At 30.8% G+C, this 21,327-nt stretch carries 21 protein-coding genes; 18 read left to right on the forward strand and 3 right to left on the reverse strand.

The genetic code is table 11. The features are described 5' to 3' along the window. Positions 1-5 precede the first annotated feature (5 nt). The 12 genes from ilvA to argH all read left to right on the forward strand — a co-directional run bounded on the left by ilvA (position 6) and on the right by argH (position 12,485). A complete protein-coding gene (gene ilvA / locus MKD41_RS14710) occupies positions 6-1,271 on the forward strand; it encodes a threonine ammonia-lyase IlvA (protein ID WP_240245049.1) in 1,266 nt (421 codons plus the stop codon). 259 nt (positions 1,272-1,530) lie between these two features. Continuing rightward, positions 1,531-2,148, forward strand: coding sequence for a GNAT family N-acetyltransferase (locus MKD41_RS14715; RefSeq protein ID WP_240243103.1), 618 nt, complete (start codon positions 1,531-1,533; stop codon positions 2,146-2,148). A 5-nt stretch (positions 2,149-2,153) separates the two neighbouring features. Then, positions 2,154-3,335, forward strand: coding sequence for an argininosuccinate synthase (locus MKD41_RS14720; RefSeq protein WP_240243104.1), 1,182 nt, complete (start codon positions 2,154-2,156; stop codon positions 3,333-3,335). A gap of 2 nt (positions 3,336-3,337) precedes the next feature. Then, positions 3,338-4,315 carry an N-acetyl-gamma-glutamyl-phosphate reductase gene (gene argC / locus MKD41_RS14725; protein WP_240243105.1) on the forward strand — a complete coding sequence of 326 codons (978 nt, stop codon included), beginning with the start codon at positions 3,338-3,340 and terminating at the stop codon, positions 4,313-4,315. Between the two features lie 54 nt (positions 4,316-4,369). Beyond that, the gene (gene proC, locus MKD41_RS14730; RefSeq protein ID WP_240243106.1) at positions 4,370-5,164 is read left to right on the forward strand and encodes a pyrroline-5-carboxylate reductase; all 795 of its coding nucleotides are present in this window, start codon (positions 4,370-4,372) and stop codon (positions 5,162-5,164) included. 12 nt (positions 5,165-5,176) lie between these two features. Then, entirely contained in the window at positions 5,177-6,304 is a 1,128-nt protein-coding gene (locus tag MKD41_RS14735; protein ID WP_240243107.1) for an aspartate aminotransferase family protein, read from the forward strand. Then, the gene (locus tag MKD41_RS14740) at positions 6,304-7,500 is read left to right on the forward strand and encodes a glutamate-5-semialdehyde dehydrogenase (protein WP_240243108.1); all 1,197 of its coding nucleotides are present in this window, start codon (positions 6,304-6,306) and stop codon (positions 7,498-7,500) included. The genes MKD41_RS14735 and MKD41_RS14740 overlap by 1 nt, the downstream gene beginning before the upstream one ends. Next, entirely contained in the window at positions 7,484-8,260 is a 777-nt protein-coding gene (gene proB, locus MKD41_RS14745) for a glutamate 5-kinase (protein ID WP_240245050.1), read from the forward strand. The genes MKD41_RS14740 and proB overlap by 17 nt, the downstream gene beginning before the upstream one ends. A 1-nt stretch (position 8,261) precedes the next feature. Continuing rightward, a complete protein-coding gene (locus MKD41_RS14750; RefSeq protein WP_240243109.1) occupies positions 8,262-9,209 on the forward strand; it encodes an N-acetylornithine carbamoyltransferase in 948 nt (315 codons plus the stop codon). Positions 9,210-9,272: 63 nt separating this feature from the next. Continuing rightward, complete coding sequence (gene argB / locus MKD41_RS14755) at positions 9,273-10,055, forward strand: acetylglutamate kinase (protein WP_240243110.1); 783 nt, start codon at positions 9,273-9,275, stop codon at positions 10,053-10,055. Between the two features lie 2 nt (positions 10,056-10,057). Continuing rightward, a complete protein-coding gene (locus tag MKD41_RS14760) occupies positions 10,058-11,116 on the forward strand; it encodes a M20 family metallo-hydrolase (RefSeq protein WP_240243111.1) in 1,059 nt (352 codons plus the stop codon). 91 nt (positions 11,117-11,207) lie between these two features. Continuing rightward, complete coding sequence (gene argH, locus MKD41_RS14765) at positions 11,208-12,485, forward strand: argininosuccinate lyase (protein WP_240243112.1); 1,278 nt, start codon at positions 11,208-11,210, stop codon at positions 12,483-12,485. Between the two features lie 166 nt (positions 12,486-12,651). On the opposite strand, the gene MKD41_RS14770 is transcribed toward argH, so the two are convergent. Genes MKD41_RS14770 through MKD41_RS14780 form a run of 3 tightly spaced genes read right to left on the reverse strand, consistent with a single transcriptional unit; the run spans position 12,652 to position 14,720 of the window. Further along, positions 12,652-13,341, reverse strand: coding sequence for an RluA family pseudouridine synthase (locus MKD41_RS14770; RefSeq protein ID WP_240243113.1), 690 nt, complete (start codon positions 13,339-13,341; stop codon positions 12,652-12,654). Next, positions 13,341-13,952 (reverse strand): ribosome biogenesis GTP-binding protein YihA/YsxC, encoded by a 612-nt coding sequence (gene yihA / locus MKD41_RS14775; RefSeq protein WP_240243114.1) that lies wholly within the window; start codon positions 13,950-13,952, stop codon positions 13,341-13,343. The genes MKD41_RS14770 and yihA overlap by 1 nt, the downstream gene beginning before the upstream one ends. 3 nt (positions 13,953-13,955) lie before the next feature. Beyond that, on the reverse strand, positions 13,956-14,720 hold the full coding sequence (locus tag MKD41_RS14780) for an alpha/beta fold hydrolase (protein WP_240243115.1): 765 nt from the start codon (positions 14,718-14,720) through the stop codon (positions 13,956-13,958). Positions 14,721-14,929: 209 nt separating this feature from the next. Between MKD41_RS14780 and MKD41_RS14785 the strand changes: the two genes are divergently transcribed. The 6 genes from MKD41_RS14785 to mraY are packed head-to-tail and all read left to right on the forward strand — an operon-like array spanning position 14,930 to position 21,304. Next, positions 14,930-15,400, forward strand: coding sequence for a division/cell wall cluster transcriptional repressor MraZ (locus MKD41_RS14785; protein WP_240243116.1), 471 nt, complete (start codon positions 14,930-14,932; stop codon positions 15,398-15,400). After that, on the forward strand, positions 15,387-16,283 hold the full coding sequence (gene rsmH, locus MKD41_RS14790; protein ID WP_240243117.1) for a 16S rRNA (cytosine(1402)-N(4))-methyltransferase RsmH: 897 nt from the start codon (positions 15,387-15,389) through the stop codon (positions 16,281-16,283). The genes MKD41_RS14785 and rsmH overlap by 14 nt, the downstream gene beginning before the upstream one ends. After that, entirely contained in the window at positions 16,284-16,610 is a 327-nt protein-coding gene (locus MKD41_RS14795) for an FtsL-like putative cell division protein (protein ID WP_371824271.1), read from the forward strand. Between the two features lie 7 nt (positions 16,611-16,617). Beyond that, the gene (locus tag MKD41_RS14800; protein ID WP_240243118.1) at positions 16,618-18,609 is read left to right on the forward strand and encodes a penicillin-binding protein; all 1,992 of its coding nucleotides are present in this window, start codon (positions 16,618-16,620) and stop codon (positions 18,607-18,609) included. Continuing rightward, a complete protein-coding gene (locus MKD41_RS14805) occupies positions 18,610-20,073 on the forward strand; it encodes a UDP-N-acetylmuramoyl-L-alanyl-D-glutamate--2,6-diaminopimelate ligase (protein ID WP_240243119.1) in 1,464 nt (487 codons plus the stop codon). 4 nt (positions 20,074-20,077) lie between these two features. Beyond that, on the forward strand, positions 20,078-21,304 hold the full coding sequence (gene mraY / locus MKD41_RS14810; protein WP_240243120.1) for a phospho-N-acetylmuramoyl-pentapeptide-transferase: 1,227 nt from the start codon (positions 20,078-20,080) through the stop codon (positions 21,302-21,304). Positions 21,305-21,327: the final 23 nt, after the last annotated feature.

A 21,327-nucleotide genomic window follows, 5' to 3' on the forward strand; every position in this document is an offset into this window, starting at 1 on the left:
CTAAAATTTTGAGTGAAACTATTAAAAATAGTATTTCATTAGAAGAAATATATAAAGCTCAACAGAGCATTAGAGGAGTTGTACAAGCAACTCCTTTAGTGTTTATGAAAAATTTTTCTGAATATTATAACGCCAATATTTATTTTAAAAGAGAAGATTTACAGGTAGTCCGTTCTTATAAAATTAGAGGTGCTTATAATAAAATTCAAGGCTTATCTAAAAACGAATTACAAAATGGAATTGTTTGTGCTAGTGCAGGAAATCATGCGCAAGGTGTTGCTTTTGCTTGTAAAAAGTTGAAAGTTCAAGGAACGGTTTTTATGCCTGTAACAACACCAGCTCAAAAAATTCAACAAGTTAGTATGTTTGGAGGCAGTTTTGTAGATGTTAAATTAATTGGAGATAGTTTTGATGATAGTCAAAAAGCTGCTTCAGAATTTTGTGAGCTTCATAAAAGCACTTTTGTACATCCTTTTGATGATATAGATGTTATAGCTGGACAAGGTACCATTGGTTTAGAGATTTTAAACGATATAGATACGCAAGTTGATTATTTGTATATGCCTGTTGGCGGTGGTGGTTTAGCTTCTGGTGTTGGAAGTGTGTTTAAAACCTTAAGTCCAGCAACAAAGTTAATTGGAGTAGAGCCTAAAGGAGCACCATCTTTAACAACTTCATTAGAAAAAGGTGAGAATACCACTTTAAGTGAAATAGAAAAATTTGTTGATGGAGCTGCCGTAAAACGTATGGGAGATCTTACGTTTGAGTTTTGTAAAAACTTATTAGATGGTACAGATACAATTTGCGAAGGTTTAATTTGCGAAACAATTTTAAAGGTATATAACGAAAATGCTTTGGTTGTAGAGCCAGCAGGAGCATTGGCCATTGCGGCATTAGAAAAACAAAAAGAACAAATTAAAGGTAAAACAGTTGTTTGTATTGTAAGTGGAGGTAATAATGATATTACCCGAATGGAAGAAATGAAGGAGCGTGCCTTATTATACCAAGGTTTAAAACATTATTTTATTATACGTTTTCCGCAAAGAGCTGGTGCTTTAAAAGAATTTGTAGTTGATGTTTTAGGTCCTAATGATGATATTGCATATTTTGAATATACCAAAAAAAATAATAGAGATAAAGGACCAGCTGTGGTTGGTATAGAGCTAAAATCTAAAAACGATTTTAAACCTTTAATAGAAAGGATGGAACAAAAAGGATTTTTAAGTGAGTATTTAAATGAAAATCAACAATTGTTTCAATTTTTAGTTTAGAAGATAAGATCTTTGATAGATAAGATTGTTAATAATTAACAGTATTATAAAAATATTGTTAATTATTAAACAAATTGATGTTTGCTTTGAAATATTTATGTAAATTTGTATCAATGAAAACACAGCGTTTTAACATACTTACTACACGCCGCATTACTCGTCGCCCCTTGAGGGCATAAATTTCTATTGATTACGGTGCGTCCGTTTTCACATTTCAAACAAACATCAAAATACATTTATAAAATTTAAAAAGTAATCAATGAAAGTTGTTATTGCTAATATATCGCATATTAAATATGCGGAATTAATTTGTAAGACTATTGAAGAGTCTGCAAAAGTGAGAGGTACTGGTATAGCGCAAAGATCTCCAGAATATATCATAAAAAAAATTAGTACAGGTGATGCTGTAATTGCTACTGAAAATGATGAATTTGCAGGGTTTTGTTATATAGAAACTTGGGATAATGCTTCTTTTGTGGTGAACTCGGGTTTAATAGTACATCCAAATTTTAGAAACCAAGGTTTGGCAAAAACTATTAAAAAGAAAATACTAGAATATTCTCAAGAAAAATATCCCGGAGCTAAAGTTTTTGGTATAACTACAGGTTTAGCTGTTTTAAAAATTAATTACGAATTGGGTTATCAACCAGTAACGTTTTCTGAATTAACTACAGATGAAGGGTTTTGGAACGGGTGTAGAACTTGTAAGAATTTTGATGTTTTAACTAGAACAGAACGTAAAATGTGTTTGTGTACAGGAATGTTATACGATCCAAAAGCACAACAAAACGTAAAAAAACACAAATTCAATTTAAAAGTATTAAACAGATTAAAAAAAATTAAACAATCATTGTTTTTAAAAAAAAGTAATAAGTAAAAGTCATGGAAAAAGTTGTAGTTGCATATAGCGGAGGTTTAGACACATCATATTGTGTAAAATATTTACAAAACGAGCTTAATCTAGAAGTTCACAGTGTATTAGTAAATACTGGAGGTTTTTCTTCGGAAGAATTAAAAATTGTTGAAGCTAAAGCCTATGATATGGGTGTAAAATCACATACCAATCATAGTATTTTGGATGGTTATTATGAAAAAGCCATTAAATTTATGGTGTATGGTAATGTGTTAAAGAATAATACATACCCTTTATCGGTAAGTGCAGAGCGTGTTTTTCAAGCAATAGAAGTAGTAGAATATGCTAAAAAAATAAATGCAAAATATATTGCTCACGGAAGTACAGGAGCAGGAAACGATCAAGTGCGTTTTGATATGATTTTTCAAACTTTAGCACCAGATATTGAAATTATTAGTCCTATTAGAGATTTAAAATTATCTAGAAAAGAAGAAATTGACTATTTAAAAAAACACGGTGTAGACTACCCTTGGTCTCAAGCAAAATACTCTATAAATAAAGGTATTTGGGGTACAAGTATTGGAGGTGTAGAAACCTTAACATCGCATCAAGCTTTACCTGAAGAAGCCTACCCAAGTCAGTTAGAGAAAACAGGACCAACAGATCTAAAACTTCATTTTGAAAAAGGACAATTGGTTGGAGTAAATGGTGAAATGGACACACCGGTAAACAATATTTTAAAAGTTGAAGCTATTGCATCAAAATACGCTATTGGACGTGATATTCATGTTGGAGATACCATTGTTGGTATTAAAGGTAGAGTTGGTTTTGAAGCTGCTGCCGCAACAGTAATTATTAAGGCGCATCACTTATTAGAAAAACACGTGCTTTCTAAATGGCAACAAAACTTAAAAGAAGGTTTGGGTAGTACTTATGGTATGTTATTGCATGATGGACAATATTTTGAACCTGCTATGCGAGACATTGAAGCATATTTAGAAAACTCTCAAAAAACTGTTACTGGTGAAGTTTTTGTAACTTTAAAACCATATCATTTTAGTTTAAATGGAATTGAATCTAAACATGATTTAATGAAATCTAAATTTGGTGAATATGGAGAAACTAACAAAGCTTGGAGTGCTGAAGATGCCAAAGGATTTATTAAAATATTAGGAACAGCTAATAAAATTTATCACAGCGTAAATTCATAATTATGATTAAAGTTGGAATTGTTGGAGGAGCAGGATACACTGCAGGAGAATTAATTAGATTACTGGTTAATCACCCAAAAGTTGCTTTAGACTTTGTTTACAGTACATCAAATGCAGGAAACTATATTTGCCAAGTGCATCAAGATTTATTAGGTGCAATAGATTTAAAATTTACGGGAGAAATTAATCCAAATGTAGATGTCTTGTTTTTATGTTTAGGTCACGGAAATTCAACTGCATTTTTAGAAAATAATTCTTTTTCAGAAAACACAAAAATTATTGATTTAAGCAACGATTTTAGGTTGAATAATGATGCTGTTTTTCAAGGAAAAGAATTTGTGTATGGACTTCCAGAACTTCAAAAAGAAAAAATTAAAACAGCAAAAAATATTGCTAATCCAGGTTGTTTTGCAACATCAATTGAATTGGCATTATTACCATTAGCTAAAGCAGGTCTGTTAAATAGTTCGGTACATATTAACGCTACAACTGGAGCTACAGGTGCTGGTGTTTCACCAGGAGCAACAACACATTTTGCGTGGAGAGATAATAATTTTTCGATTTATAAAGCATTTACACATCAACATTTAGGTGAAATTGGAGAAAGTATAAAAAGCCTTCAAAATAATTTTAATAAAGACTTGTTTTTTATACCAAATAGAGGGAATTTTAGTCGTGGAATTTTTGCATCTATCTATTTAGAATTTGATGAAAGTATAGAAAAAGCATTTAATTTATTTGAAGATTTTTATAAAGATGCCGTTTTTACACATATATCTAAAACGCCAATAAATTTAAAACAAGTTGTAAATACAAATAATTGCTTTTTACATTTACAAAAACACGAAGGAATGTTGTTGATTACTTCAGAAATAGATAATCTATTAAAAGGAGCATCTGGTCAGGCAATTCAAAATATGAATTTAATGTTTGGTTTTGAAGAAACAGCAGGATTAAAATTAAAAGCAAATTCATTTTAGTTAATTGAAAGATTAAAACGAACAACAAGCAACCAATAACCAACAATAATAATTATGAAGATTGCAATTTTAGGTACAGGAAATTTAGGGTATTCAATAGCGCTTGGAATTTTATCGCAAGATAATTTTAAGTTTAAAAATTTGTATTTAACAAAGCGAAATACAGCATCTTTAGAGTCTTGGAGTAAGTTGCCAAACGTTAAAATTTCAACCGATAATAGAAAAGCAGTTTGTTTTTCAGATGTTATAATTATTGCGGTACAGCCAGCTCATTTACAGGGCGTTTTAGAAGAAATTAAAGAGGTGGTAAACCCTAAAAGACACACTATAATTTCTGTTGTAACGGGTAGGAAAATAGCAGATCTAGAAACTGTTATTGGAAATGAAGTAGCTATTGTGAGATGTATGCCGAATACCGCAATTTCAGTTAAACAATCTATGACTTGTATGAGTGCAAATTCAAAAGGTGTTAAAAATATTGAATTGGCAAAAAGTATCTTTAATTCTTTAGGTCAAACTATGTGTATTGAAGAAAATTTAATGCAAGCAGCAACTGTTATTTGTGCTAGTGGAATTGCTTTTTGGATGCGTTTAATTAGAGCTACAACACAAGGTGCAGTTCAATTAGGTTTTGACGCTAAAGAGGCTCAAGAGTTATCTATGCAAACTGCATTAGGTGCAGCTAGTTTATTAATTAAATCAGGAAATCATCCTGAAGAAGAAATTGATAAAGTAACTACTCCAAGTGGTTGTACTATTGAAGGTTTAAACGAAATGGAACATCAAGGTTTAAGCGCTTCATTAATAAGAGGTTTAGTTACTTCTTTTGAAAAAATTAATCAGATTTAAAATATATAAATTATGGAACTATTCGATGTTTATCCGTTGTATAATGTAACACCTGTAAAAGCTGAAGGCGCTTATGTTTGGGATGATAAAGGAACAAAATATTTAGATTTATATGGTGGCCATGGAGTTATTTCTGTGGGGCATTCGCACCCAAAGTATGTTTCAGCTATAAAAGAACAAATTGAGAAAATAGGATTTTATTCTAACTCAATTCAAAACCCGTTACAACAAGAACTAGCTGAAAAGTTAGGACGCATTTCTGGGTGTGATAAATACAATTTATTTTTATGTAATTCTGGAGCCGAAGCAAATGAAAATGCTTTAAAATTAGCCTCTTTTATCACTGGTAGAAGTAGGGTTGTTTCTTTTAAAAATGCTTTTCACGGACGAACATCAGCTGCTGTTGCAGCTACGGATAATTTAAATATAAATGCTCCTATAAATTTACAGCAAGAAGTAACTTTTCTTCCTTTAAATAATATTGAATTGGTGGTTCACGAGCTGGGTAAAGGAGATGTGGCTGCTGTAATTATTGAGGGAATTCAAGGTGTTGGTGGTTTAGATGAAGGAAAGAAAAAATTCTTTAAAAAAGTTAGAAAAGAGTGTAAAAAAACTAAAACCATATTAATTCTAGATGAAATTCAATCTGGTTACGGTAGAAGTGGTCAATTTTTTGCATTTCAACATCATAAAATTAAGCCAGATATTATTACTACTGCAAAAGGAATGGCAAACGGATTTCCAATTGGAGGTGTTTTAATTTCAAAAAAAATTAAAGCAAAATATGGTATGTTGGGTACTACTTTTGGAGGAAATCATTTGGCTTGTGCAGCAGCAATTTCAGTTTTAAATATTCTTGAAGAAGAACATTTAATGGATAATGTAAATGATGTTTACAACTATTTCTTAGAAGAAATTAAATCGGTTCCAAAAATTAAGAAAGTAAAAGGGAAAGGTTTAATGTTAGGTCTTGAATTTGATTTTGAAGTTGGCGAATTACGTAAAAAATTAATTTTTGATAAACATATTTTTACCGGAGGGTCTAGTAATAAAAATTTACTAAGAATATTACCTCCTTTAACAATAACAAAAGAACAAGTGGCTATTTTTATAAAAGCCTTAAAAGAAGTTTTAGTATAATGAATGCAATGCTAACAGAACAACAAAGAAATAATGTATTGCTTACAATGGCTGAATTAATTCAGCAGAAACAAGCTGAAATTTTGGCTGTTAATAAAGTTGAAGTCGATGCATATAAAGGCGGTGATTTGGCAATGTATGACCGTTTAAAAGTAGATACTGCAAAAATTGATGGAATGGTATTGTCTTTAAAGCAATTAGTAGACGATGTTGATCCATTAAATAAAGAACTTTATAATTTTACGCATACAAATGGAATGAATATAATTAATAAAACCGCACCTTTTGGTACGGTTTTAATTATTTATGAATCTAGACCAGACGTTACCGTTGAAGCTGCAGGAATTGCATTTAAATCTGGTAATAAAATTTTACTAAAAGGAGGAAAAGAATCTGCAAAGTCTAACTTAAAAATTGTAGAATTATGGCATAAAGCTTTAAAGGCTCATAATATTTCTACAGATTGGGTGGCTTATTTAAATTATAATAGAACTGAAACACAGGCTTTTTTAGAAAACCCTACTCAAAAAGTTGATTTAATTGTACCTCGTGGAGGTGAAAAATTAATTGAGTTTGTAAAACAGAATGCATCTTGCCCGGTAATTGTAAGCGGACGTGGAAATAACTTTGTTTATGTAGATGCTGAAGCAGATTTAAACATAGCTTTAAATGTTATATTTAATGCGAAAACTGCTAAAATTTCTGCGTGTAATGCTGTTGATAAAGTATTAATTCATGATGAACTAATTTCTAAATCCAATTTTGTTAAAAGTTTAATTGAAAAACTAATGACGGCAGATGTTAAAATTTTAGGTGATGCTATTATTTCAAAATATGATCACGTTAAAGAAATTAAAAGTGATGAAATTTGGTTTGAAGAGTTTTTAGATTATAAAATTGTTTTAGGAAGTATTGAAAATATAAATGAAGCCATTGCTAAAATAAATAAATATGGCGGTGGACATTCAGCTTCTATTATTACAAAAAATAATGAATCAGCTCAAATTTTTATGCAGTCTGTAGATACAGCAGCTGTTTATCAAAATGCCTCTACTCGTTTTACTGATGGAGGTCAGTTTGGTTTAGGTGGTGAATTGGCAATAAGTACAGATAAATTGCACCATAGAGGTCCAATGGGTTTACAACATTTGGTCACAAATAAATGGTTTATTTTTGGAGATGGGCAAATCAGATAAAAAAAGAATTTTATTAAAAATTGGTTCTAATGTATTAACAAAAGAAACCAATCAAATTTCGAGAGGAAAATTAGAAGATATTGCGCGTCAAATAGCTTCATTAAAAGATACATACGAATTTGTTATTGTAAGTTCTGGAGCAATTGCTGTGGCTAAACAGTTTGTAGAACTAGAAAGCAATGGAAAACCAATAAATGTAAAACAAGCTTTAGCTTCTATTGGTCAGCCACATTTAATGCGTATTTTTCATGAGAATTTTTGGGAACTTGGCTTGCTAACCTCGCAATGTTTATTGTCGTATTCAGATTTCGAAAAAAAACAATCTAGAACCAATATTAAAAATACGATTAATGTATTGCTAACCAATAATTATATACCAATTATTAATGAAAACGATACTGTTGCAACCGATGAAATAAAATTTGGAGATAATGATAAACTATCTGCATTAGCAGCTGTTTTGTTAGATGTGGATTTATTGTTAATAGCAACAAATACAAATGGTGTTTACACAAAAGAATCTATCGATGCTAAATGTGCTAAAACTATTAAAGAAGCTTCTGATGTTAAAGTCTTAAAAAAACAAATACAAAATTCAATTTCATTACATGGAACTGGAGGAATGACAACTAAAATTGATGCAGCTGAAATTGCACAACAAGCAAAAATTGAAACGTGGATTTTAAACGGATTAAACGATAACTTTATAGTAGATGCAATTGATAATGCATCCGAGTTTACTAAAATAATATTAAAATAAAATGCAAAATTACTTACATATTAACGATTTAGATAATTTACAAGAAACTGTAAAAGAGGCTGTTGAATTAAAAAAAAATGAACTAAAATTTAATTTTATTGGAAAGGATAAAACTATTTGTTTATTGTTTTTTAACAATAGTTTACGTACACGTTTAAGTACGCAAAAAGCAGCTCAAAATCTAGGGTTAAATTGTATAGTAATGAATTTTGGTAGCGAGGGCTGGCAGCTAGAGTTTGAAGATGGAACAGTAATGGATCAAGGTAAATCTGAACACGTAAAAGAGGCTGCAAAAGTTATAGCTCAATATTGTGATATAGTTGCAATTAGAGCTTTTGCTAGTTTAACAGATAAAGAAGCAGATAAAGCAGAACAAGTACTAGAAAGTTTTAGAAAATATGCTGGTATTCCAGTTGTTAATATGGAAAGTGCAACTGGACATCCTTTACAAGCTTTGGCAGATGCTATAACTATGGAAGAATTTAAGGTTTCACACAAACCAAAAGTTGTGCTTTCTTGGGCACCGCATCCAAGAGCTTTACCACATGCAGTTGCTAATTCTTTTGTAGAAATGATGCAATTACAAGATGCTGATTTTGTAATTACGCATCCAGAAGGATATGAATTAGATCCAGAAATAACTAAAAATTCTAAAATTGAATACAATCAAGAAAAAGCTTTAGAAAATGCCGATTTTGTATATGTAAAAAATTGGAGTTCATTTAAAGACTATGGTAAAGTTGTAAATAAAGATGCTAGTTGGATGATTACTGTCGATAAAATGAGTTTAACCAACAATGGAAAATTTATGCATTGTTTACCTGTTAGAAGAAATGTAATTGTTACAGATGAGGTGATCGATTCAAACAATTCAATTGTAATTCAACAAGCAAATAATAGAACCTATGCAGCTCAAATTGTAATGAAAAAAATTGTAGAAAATTTATAAGTATAAATCCATATTTTAATCGTCATTCTGAACTTGTTTCAGAATCTCATCATATAATTCATAATGAGTAATCAAAAATTAAAAATTGTAAAAATAGGAGGTAACGTTATTAATAATGAAGAAGCATTATTCTCGTTTTTAAAAGATTTTGCAACACTAGAAGGTCCTAAAATTTTAGTTCACGGAGGTGGAAAAAAAGCTACGGAAGTATCTTCGGCAATGGGATTAAAACCTCAAATGATAAATGGACGCAGAGTAACGGATGCTGCAACTGTAGAAGTTGTAACTATGGTTTACGCTGGGCTGTTAAATAAAAATATTACTGCAAAATTACAAAGCTTTGGTTGTAATGCAATGGGTTTATCAGGTGTTGATGCAAATTGTATTTTAGCGCACAAACGAATTGTAAAAGATATTGATTATGGTTTTGCGGGTGATGTTGATGCTATTAATTCAGAAATAATTAATGTACTACTTCAAAATAATGTAACGCCAGTTTTTTGTGCCATTACGCATGATAAAAATGGACAATTATTAAATACAAATGCAGATACAATAGCTTCAGAAGTAGCCATTGGAATGAGTAATCTATATAAAACCGAATTAAATTTTGTGTTTGAATTAAAAGGAGTTCTTGATAATATTGATGATAAAGATTCTGTTATTGCTGAAATTAATTCAGAAAAATATGAGCAATTAATAGCGCAAGGAATTATTGCTGACGGAATGCTTCCTAAAATGCATAATTGCTTTAATTCGCTTAAAAAAGGCGTTGATAAGGTTAAAATTGGAGATACGTCATTGGTTAAAAATGAGATTAAATTATATACAACACTAAGTTTGTAAAAATGATAGAAAAACTTACAAAAGAAGCTATAGAATTGCTTCAAAAATTAATTTCTAAACAATCGTTTTCTGGTGAAGAAAATGAAACGGCTTTATTAATAAAGCAATGGTTTTTAGATCATAATATAAAATTTGAAACTAAGGTTAATAATGTTTGGGCTACAAACAAGTATTTTGATGCTTCAAAAAAAACAATTATGTTAAACTCGCATCATGATACGGTAAAACCTAACAAAGGATATACCCGAGATCCGTTAAAACCAGAAATTGTTGATGGTAAATTGTATGGTTTGGGAAGTAATGATGCAGGTGGTTGTTTGGTTTCGTTATTGGCAACATTCACTTATTTATACAATAGAAAAGATTTAAAATATAACTTTTTAATGGTTGCTTCTGCCGAAGAAGAAAATACAGGTCCAAATAGTTTGGTAAGTATAGTGCCAATATTGCCAGAAATTGATTTCGCAATTGTAGGAGAACCCACTTTAATGAATTTGGCAATTTCAGAAAAAGGATTAATGGTTTTAAATTGTGAAGCAAAAGGAACTTCGGGACATGCAGCTCATGGAAATACAGATAATGCCATTTATAATGCTATTGAAGATATTAATTGGTTTAAAACATATCAATTTCCAAAGGTTTCTGAAACTTTAGGTGAAGTTAGAATGACGGTAACTCAAATTGAAGCGGGAAGTCAACATAATGTTATACCTTCAAGTTGTAAATTTGTTGTAGATGTGCGTGTAACCGATTGTTATACAAATCAAGAAGTGTTTGATATTGTTGCTGAAAATGTAAAATCTGAGGTATGCCCTAGATCGCAACGTTTAAACTCTTCATCAATACCAAAAGATCACGAAATTGTAAAAGCAGGAATAAAATTAGGAAGAAACACCTATGGATCGCCAACAATTTCAGACCAAGCAATTTTAACCTGTCCATCATTAAAATTAGGACCAGGTGAAAGTTTGCGCTCACATACGGCAGACGAATTTATTTATATTCGTGAAATTGAAGAAGGAATAGATTTATATATTAAAATATTAGAAGAAATAATTTAGTTGAAAGTTAAAATGTGGAAAGGTTTAAAAGTTTAAATTTATCCTTACACTATTACATCATTCAACTGTTAAACCATTAAACATACATAAAATGAAACTTTGGGATAAAGGATTTTCAACAGATAAAAAAATAGATATTTTCACCGTTGGAAACGATAGAGAATTAGATTTAATTTTAGCAAAATATGATGTGATAGGGAATTTAGCACACGCTAAAATGTTGCATAAAATAGGTTTGTTAACTTCAGAAGAAATTTCAGCTTTAGAAATTGAATTAAACGCGATTTTAAAAACTATTGAAGAAGGAAAATTTACAATTGAAGATTCTTTTGAAGATGTACACTCTAAGGTGGAGTTTTTATTAACGGAGAAATTAGGTGATACAGGAAAAAAAATACACACTGCACGCTCTAGAAACGATCAAGTTTTAGTTGATGTACATTTGTATTTAAAAGATGCGTTGAATGAAATTAACGCTGAGGTTGATGATTTATTTGATTTGTTAATATCTTTAGCAGAACAGTATAAAAACGTGCTATTGCCAGGTTATACGCATTTACAAGTAGCAATGCCTTCTTCTTTTGGAATGTGGTTTTCAGCGTATGCAGAGACGTTGATTGATGATGTTTACTTTTTAAAAGCAGCTTATAAAGTTGCCGATCAAAATCCGTTGGGTTCAGCTGCTGGTTACGGAAGTTCGTTTCCAATTGATAGGGATGAAACTACTAAATTATTAGATTTTGAAGTGTTGAAATACAATTCAGTTGCTGCTCAAATGGGACGTGGTAAGTTAGAGAAATCAGTTTCTTTTGCAATAAGTTCTGTTGCTGCTACATTGTCTAAAATGAGTATGGATATATGTTTGTATATGAGTCAGAATTTTAGTTTTATCTCATTTCCCGATGAACTAACCACCGGTTCTAGTATTATGCCTCATAAAAAAAATCCAGATGTTTTTGAATTAATTCGTGGTAAATGCAACAAATTACAAGCGTTGCCAATGGAGTTTACCTTAATTAGTAACAACCTTACAAGTGGATATCATAGAGATTTACAATTGCTAAAAGAAGGTTTAATTCCTTCATTTTCAACCTTAAAATCTTGTTTAGAAATGTTGACGTATTCATTAAAAAATATTCAGGTAAGAACAAATATTGTAGAAGAAGAGAAGTACTTGTATATGTTTAGTGTTGAGGAAGTTAATAGGTTAGTTCAAAACGGAACACCGTTTAGAGATGCTTATAAAATTATAGGAAAAAACATAGAAGAAGGTACTTTTAATCCAGATAAAACTGTAAACCATACACATAAAGGAAGTGTTGGTAATTTATGTTTAGATGAAATTGTGGCGAAGAAAAATAAGGCTTAATTTATTTAATAGGGATAGTGAAAAAGTCCTTCAAGGAGTAAAAATAATATTATTTTTGCTCCTTTTTTTATCGTCAACCTAAACTTGTTTCAGGTTCTCACAATATTTAGTTACTGTAGTGATGAGGTTCTGAAACAAGTTCAGAATGACGGAGATTAATTCGCAATTATTGGCAGCAAGCATTCCAAATAACTTCGTTTGGAGTAGGAGCAATTATTGAAATAACTTCTTTAGTCACTGGGTGCGTAAAGTTTAATTTACGAGCATGTAAATGAATGCTAGCATCTTTATTGCTTCTATCAAAACCGTATTTTAAATCGCCTTTAATTGGACTTCCAATAGCAGATAATTGACATCGTATTTGATGATGGCGTCCTGTTTCTAAATTAACTTCTAATAAATGGTAATTATCTAACGATTTTAGTAATTTGTAATGAAGTATTGCTTTTTTGCTTCCTTTTATTTCAGAGGAATACGATGTAGATTTATTGTTCTTTGGATTTTTTCTTAAAAAACCAATTAACGTGTCAATTTCTTTTTTTGGCTTGTTTTTTACAACTGCCCAATAGGTTTTATTTACAGTTTTTTCGCGTAACATTTTGTTAAAACGTTCCAATGCTTTTGAAGTTCTTGCAAAAACTATAATTCCTGTTGTTGGTCTGTCTAAACGATGCACAACACCTAAAAATACATTGCCGGGTTTGTTGTACTTTTCTTTAATGTACTCTTTAACAATTTCACTTAAAGGTGTATCTCCAGTTTTGTCTCCTTGTACAATATCACCCGATTTTTTATTGACTATTATTAGGTGATTGTCTTCAAATAATACTTCTAAATTACCTTTGGTTGAAGCCATTAGTTGTTTATTTCTAATTGATCATTAATAGAACCAATATAATCTAAAAGATCTTCTTTCCCTTCTGCTGAAGTGGCAGATGTAATAAAGTATTTAGGCATTTCTTCCCAAAGAGTTGTAGTCATTTTTTTTGAATAGTTTTTAATATTTCTATTCAATTCAGAAAGTTTTAACTTGTCAGATTTTGTGAAAATGATAGAAAAAGGTATTTCATTTTCACCTAAAAATTCCATAAATTCTAAATCAATTTTTTGAGGTTCGTGTCTACAATCAATTAAAACAAAAGTGCAAATCAACTGTTCTCTTTGTAGAAAGTAATTTTTTATAAAACTTTGAAATGTCCTTTTTACACTTTTTGAAACTTTAGCATAACCATAACCAGGTAAATCAACTAAAAACCAATTATTGTTTATTTTAAAATGGTTTATTAATTGTGTTTTTCCAGGTCTTCCAGATGTTTTTGCTAACTTATTTTGACCGGTTAGCATATTAATTAAAGAAGATTTTCCAACATTAGAACGCCCAATAAAAGCATATTCTGGCAATCTTTCTTTTGGACATTTTGATACGTCACTATTGCTAATTATAAAATTAGCTGTTTTAATTTTCATCTTTTAAAGGTTTCTGTCTGTGAGCCAATTTTTAAGAATTTTATTGAATTCATCTGGATGTTCCATCATAGGTGCATGGCCACATTTTTCTATCCAAAATAAGTCAGCATTAGGCATTAATTTTTCAAAATCTATAGCTACTTCTGGCGGTGTAACACTATCGTTTTTACCCCATATAATACAAGTAGGTATACTCATTTTTGGCAAGTCTTTTGCCATGTTATGTCTAATGGCGCTTTTGGCTATTGTTAAGGTTCTAATTACTTTATGTCTGTCATTTACAGACTCATATATTTCGTCAACTGTTTCTTTAGTAGCTATTTTTGGGTCGTAAAAAACTTCTTCAGTTTTTTTCTTTATGTATTCATAGTTTCCTCTTTTAGGATAGGTGTCACCCATAGATTTTTCATACAAACCAGAGCTTCCTGCTAATACTAGAGCGGTAACATTTTTTTGGTTTAATTTTGTGAAATATAATGCAATATGACCACCTAAAGAATTTCCTATTAAAATTGCCTTATCAATTTTTTTATAAGCCATAAAGTCTTTTAAAAATTTTGCTAAGTTTTTAACGTTAGTTTTAAGTAATGGTAAGGTGTAAATTGGTAATACAGGGATTATAACTTTATATCCTTGTTTAGAAAAATAGTTAAGCACTCCATCAAAATTGCTTAAACCTCCCATAAGCCCATGAAGAACAATTATTGGTTGTCCTTCTCCAGCCTCTACATACTTGAATTTGTTCTCTTCAATAAAATTTTTGCTCATTAATTTTAAAATTTTAAGCTTACTACAAAGGTAACTTTTTTTTCTAAAAAAATGCTTTTTTCTAAATACAGGTAATATAATTATTAATTCGCTGTTTTTCAAAAAAATAACTCAAAATAAGTGCTTGGTGGTAAAAGTTATCAACAAAGTGGGTAAAAGTGGAGAAATGTGGGAAAAAATTTATATTTTTGATTTTATACAAAATCATAATGATAAATTTAATTGGTACATATGAAGGAAAGGCTGATGCCAAAGGGCGTTTGCTGCTTTCTGCTGCTTTAAAAAAGCAATTAAGTCCAATTTTACAGGATGGTTTTGTGCTAAAACGTTCGCTGTTTCAACCGTGTTTAGAGCTTTATCCGATGAATGAATGGAATATTATGATGGCTGAAGTGAATAAATTAAATCGTTTTGTTAAAAAGAATAACGATTTTATTCGCCGTTTTACAGCGGGTGTTAAAATTGTGGAATTAGATGCTTCTGGAAGGCTGTTAATACCAAAAGATTTACAAGCCTTTGCAGGAATTTCTAAAAATGTAGTATTGTCTTCGGCGGTTAATATTATTGAAATTTGGGATAAAGACAGCTACGAATTAGCAATTAACGATGCTGCAGGTGATACTGCAGATTTGGCAGAAGAAGTAATGGGTAACATAATAGGTAGCGATGGAATATCATAGTCCAGTTTTATTAAAAGAGAGTGTTGATGGTTTAAATATTAAACCCGATGGCGTGTACGTAGATGTTACTTTTGGGGGTGGCGGACATTCAAAAGAGATTTTGAGGAGGTTGAATGAAAGTGGGAAATTGTTTGCTTTTGATCAAGATGAAGATGCACAAAGAAATAGTATTGATGATTCAAGGTTTACCTTAATACCTCAAAACTTTAGATTCATAAAAAGATATTTAAGATTTTATGGTGTAAGAAAAGTAGATGGTGTTTTGGCTGATTTAGGTGTCTCATCACATCAATTTGATGAGGCGGAACGTGGATTTTCAACTCGTTTTGATGCCGATTTAGATATGCGTATGAATCAAGCAGGACATTTGTCTGCTTTTGAAGTTGTTAACAATTACGAAGAAGATAGGTTGAGTTCTGTGTTGTTTCAATACAGCGAGTTAAGAAATGCTAAAGCTATTGCTAGAAAAATAGTTGAGGCGCGTTCTGAAAAAAAAATTAGAACAAGTTTTGAACTTAAAGAGGTGTTGAGTGAATTTGTGCCAAAATCTGTTGAGCACAAAATTTTAGCACAAATATTTCAAGGTATACGTATTGAAGTAAATCAAGAAATAGAAGTTTTAAAAGAGTTTTTATTACAAATTCCAGAGTTGTTAAACGAAGATGGAAGGTTAAGTGTAATATCTTATCATTCATTAGAAGATAGATTGGTGAAAAGGTTTATTAGAAGTGGTTTGTTTGAGGGGGAACCAGAGAAAGATATGTTTGGTAATGTAGATGTGCCAATGAAAAAAGTAGGAAAATTAATAATTCCAAGCTTTTCTGAAATAAAGAAAAATAATAGAGCTAGAAGTGCCAAATTAAGAATCGCAACAATTAAATAAATGTCAGCTATAAAATCCAGCATATTTAACCTTTTGAAAGGGGATTTTTTAGTGAATAAAGATTCCTTTAAAAATTGGCGTTTTATTTTTTTTGTAGTTGTACTTATGTTAATAATGATTGCGAGTGCACATAGTTCTGATAAAAAAGTAATGGAAATTGCAAAATTAACCAATGAAATTAAAGAGTTAAGAGCGGAATTCTTAGATAAGCGCTCAATTTCAATGGAAATGAGATTGGAGTCAACAGTAAGAAAAAAAGTAGTTGATCTTGGAATAAAGCCGAGTGAACAACCGCCTCAAGTTATAAGAGTAATCACAAAAAAATAATTAAAAATTGGCAGTAACAAAAAAAGGCATACTAAATAAATTGTACGTTGTAGTTGTTGTTATAGCGCTTCTGTTGGTGGCTATTATTGTGCGTTTAACAAACATTCAGTTTGCTGAAGGTGATAAATATAGGCATTTGTCTGAGCAGTTAACGCTAAGAAATGATACTATTTATGCAAATAGAGGTAGTGTTTTTTCTGAAGATGGAAGTTTGCTTGCAACTTCTATGTCGCAATACGAAATTAGAATGGATGCGGTTACGGTAGCTAGTGAAGTTTTTGAGAAAAATGTAAGAGGCTTATCGCAAGAACTTTCTAAAATGTTGGGGAATTCTACTTCGCATTGGGAGCGTAAAATTAGAAAAGCTAGAAATAGTAAAAATAGGTATTTATTTATTGCTAGAAAATTGGGGTATACAGAGTATATTAAAATTAAAAGTTTCCCAATTTTTAATTTAGGAATGTATAAAGGAGGTTTTATAGCAAAACAGTCTACGGTAAGGGCGCATCCTTTAGGTAAGGTAGCTGAAAGAACTATCGGTTACGACGATTATAGAGGTGCTCCGGGAATTGAAGGTGCGTATAGAAAATATTTAAAAGGTAAAAATGGCTTAAGGTTGGAGCAAAAAATTGCGAAGGGGCAATGGAAACCTATTAATGATAGAAATGAAAAAGAACCCGTAAATGGAAAAGATATTGTTACAACATTAAATGTTAATATTCAAGATATTGCGCATCATTCTTTGTTAAGGCAATTAGAACTATATGAGGCAGAGCACGGGTGTGTTGTGGTTATGGAAACCAAAACTGGAGAAATTAAAGCTATTTCTAATTTAGGAAGAAGTTCTGAAGGTAAGTATTATGAAAAACGCAACTATGCGGTTTATGAATCTCATGAACCTGGTTCGGCGTTTAAATTAATGTCTATGGTAGTGGCATTAGAAACTGGTGCAATAGATACTAGTACTGTTGTAGATACTGGAAATGGAAGGTATAGAATGCATGGAAGATATATTAACGATTCTAAAAGAGGTGGCTATGGTAAAATAACTGCAGCGCGTGCGTTAGAGGTATCTTCAAATATAGCTTTTGCTAGGTTAATAGATGAAAATTTTGGTGAGCATCCAGAGAAATTCATTAATGCATTATATAAAATGAATTTGAATGATAAATTAGGGTTGCCAATTAAAGGAGAGGGAAATCCTTTAATTCCAAATCCTGACCATGAAATATGGAGTAAAAATGCCTTGCCATCAATAGCATACGGGTATAATTTAGAGTTAACGCCATTGCAAACATTAACATTTTACAATGCAATTGCTAATAATGGTGAAATGGTGAAACCGAGATTTGTAAAAGAAATTAGATCTTGGAATAAGCATGTAGAATCTTTTGGAAAAGAGGTTATAAATGAGGCTATTTGTTCTAAAGAAACAGTTGCTAAAATTCAAGAAGTACTTAAAAACGTGGTGTCTCGTGGAACTGGAAGAAAATTATATTCTGAAGACTTTTCAATGGCTGGTAAAACGGGTACGGCTCGTGTGAAATATGGGAATTATCAAGAGTGGTTAAAAGATAAAAAATACATTTCTTCATTTACAGGTTATTTCCCGGCTGAAAATCCAAAATACTCATGTATTGTAGTAATTCATGAACCTAATACAAAAACAGGTTTTTATGGAGCAGATGTTTCAGGTCCAGTGTTTAAAGATATAGCTCAAAAAATTTATACTACAAATCATATTATAAACGAAATTGAGAATAAAACTCCAGATTTTGAAAATGTTAAAAATGATTTTGAAAAATATTATGCCATTTCTAATAAGGAAATAAAATCAATTCCAAATGTAAAAGGAATGGCGGCTATGGATGCTATTTCTTTACTTGAAAACTTAGGTTTAAAAGTGCGTTTTTCTGGAAATGGAAAAGTAGTATCGCAATCGCTTAATGAAGGAGCAAAATTAGTTAAAGGAGCAACAATCAATATAAAATTATCGTAGTTGAAAGTATTTAAAGACATATTGTACAAAGTAAGTATTAATGCAGTTCATGGAAACACTGAAGTGTTAATTAATGCAATACAATTTGATTCGCGAAAAATTCAACCAAATGATTTGTTTGTGGCTCAAAAAGGATTGGTATTCGACGGACATAAATTTATAGGTAAAGCCATTGAATTGGGAGCTAAAGTAATTGTTTGTGAAGAATTTCCTAAAGTTTTAGAAGAGGCAATAACGTATGTTAAGGTTAAAGATTCTAATGAAGCATTAGCTATAATGGCATCTAACTTTTATGGAAACCCTTCTTCAAAATTAAAATTGATAGGAGTTACGGGTACAAATGGGAAAACAACTATTGCTACTTTATTGTATAAATTATTTCAAAATGCTGGTTTTAAAACCGGATTGTTATCTACGGTAACAATTTTTGTAGACAATCAGCAATTTAATGCAACGCATACAACGCCAGATTCTTTAGCAATTAATAGCTATTTAAATAAAATGGTTGAAGCTGGTGTAGATTATTGTTTTATGGAGGTTAGTTCACATGGAATTCATCAAAAAAGAACGGCTGGTTTACATTTTACTGGTGGTGTTTATACAAACTTAACACATGATCATTTAGATTATCATAACTCGTTTAAAGAATATAGGGATGTAAAAAAATCATTTTTCGACAATTTACCAAAAACCGCATTTTCTTTGGTAAATGTAGATGATAAAAATGGTATGGTAATGCTTCAAAATACAGTATCTAAAAAATACACATATGCTTTAAAAACAATGGCAGACTATAAAGCTAAGATTTTAGAAAATCAGTTTTCTGGATTGTTTTTAAACATAAATAATAATGAAGTTTGTGCAAAATTAATAGGAAGCTTTAATGCTTATAACCTTTTAGCAGTTTATGGAGTTTCGCAATTGTTAGAGTTAGAATCCACTGAGGCATTGACTTTAATAAGTGAATTGGAAAATGTAACAGGGCGGTTTCAGCACTTTAGATCTAAAGAAGGAGTTACTGCAATAATTGATTATGCGCATACGCCTGATGCATTAAAAAATGTATTGGAAACTATTAATGATATAAGAGCAGGAAACGAGCAAGTTATTACTGTTGTAGGTTGTGGCGGAAATAGAGATAAAGCAAAACGCCCGGTTATGGGGCGCATTGCTTCGCAACTTAGTACGCAAGTAATCTTTACTTCTGACAATCCAAGAAATGAGGATTCTGAAACAATTATAAAAGAGATTGAAGAGGGAGTTGATCCTCAAAATTATAGAAAAACACTATCAATTGTAGATAGAGAACAAGCTATAAAGACAGCAACCAAACTGGCAAAAAAAGATGATATTATTTTAATTGCAGGAAAAGGTCACGAAACATATCAAGAAGTTAAAGGAGTACGTACTCATTTTGACGATTACGAAAAAATTTCACAATTATTAAAAGCTATAGAAAAATAAAACAATGTTATATTATTTATTCGAATATTTAGACAAACATTATAATTTGGCAGGGGCAGGGTTGTTTCAATACATAACTTTTCGTTCTGCATTAGCTTTTATTGGTTCATTGTTGTTTTCTACAATTTATGGAAAAAGAGTTATTAATTATTTACAACGTAAGCAAGTTGGAGAATCTGTAAGAGATTTAGGGTTAGATGGTCAAGTTGAAAAAGCTGGTACACCAACTATGGGTGGAATAATAATAATACTTGCAACTCTAATTCCTGTTTTACTATTATCTAAAGTAGACAATGTCTATATTATTATTTTAATAGTTACAACAATTTGGATGGGAACTATAGGTTTTGTTGATGACTATATTAAGATTTTTAGAAAAAATAAAGAAGGTTTAAAAGGAAGGTTTAAAGTATTAGGTCAAATTACTTTAGGAATTTTTGTAGGTGCTATGTTGTATTTTCATCCAGATGTTACTATAAAAGAGCAGTTGCCTAAGCAATATCAATACGAAACAGAAGCAGGTGTGCCGGTGTTGTTTGCTGAAGCTCATAAATCAGCAAAAACAACTATACCTTTTTTAAAAAATAACGAATTAGACTATGCAGTAGTTTTAGATCTTTTTGGTGATGGACTTAGAGATTATGCTTGGATTGTATTTATTCCAATAGTAATTTTTATTATAACTGCAGTTTCAAATGGAGCTAATTTAACAGACGGTATTGATGGATTAGCGGCTGGTTCTTCGGCTATAATTGTACTAACTCTAGGTATTTTTGCTTGGGTTTCTGGAAACATAATTTTCGCAGATTATTTAGATGTAATGTACATTCCAAATTCTGGTGAAATGACCATTTTTATAGCAGCTTTTGTAGGTGCTTTAGTTGGGTTTTTATGGTATAATACCTATCCAGCGCAGGTTTTTATGGGAGATACAGGTAGTTTAACAATAGGAGGGATAATTGCTGTTTTGGCAATTTCAGTTCGTAAAGAGTTATTAATTCCAATTTTAGCAGGCATATTTTTAATTGAAAATTTATCTGTAATAATGCAAGTTGGATTTTTTAAATACACAAAGAAAAAATACGGAGTAGGAAAACGCATATTTAAAATGTCTCCATTACACCATCATTATCAAAAATCGGGATATCATGAAAGTAAAATTGTAACTCGTTTTTGGATTGTAGGTATTATGTTGGCAGTATTAACAATAGTAACATTAAAACTAAGATAACACACATTTGTTTAAATGTAAAA

Origin of the sequence: Lutibacter sp. A64 (assembly GCF_022429565.1) — a bacterium.
Lineage (GTDB): Bacteria > Bacteroidota > Bacteroidia > Flavobacteriales > Flavobacteriaceae > Lutibacter.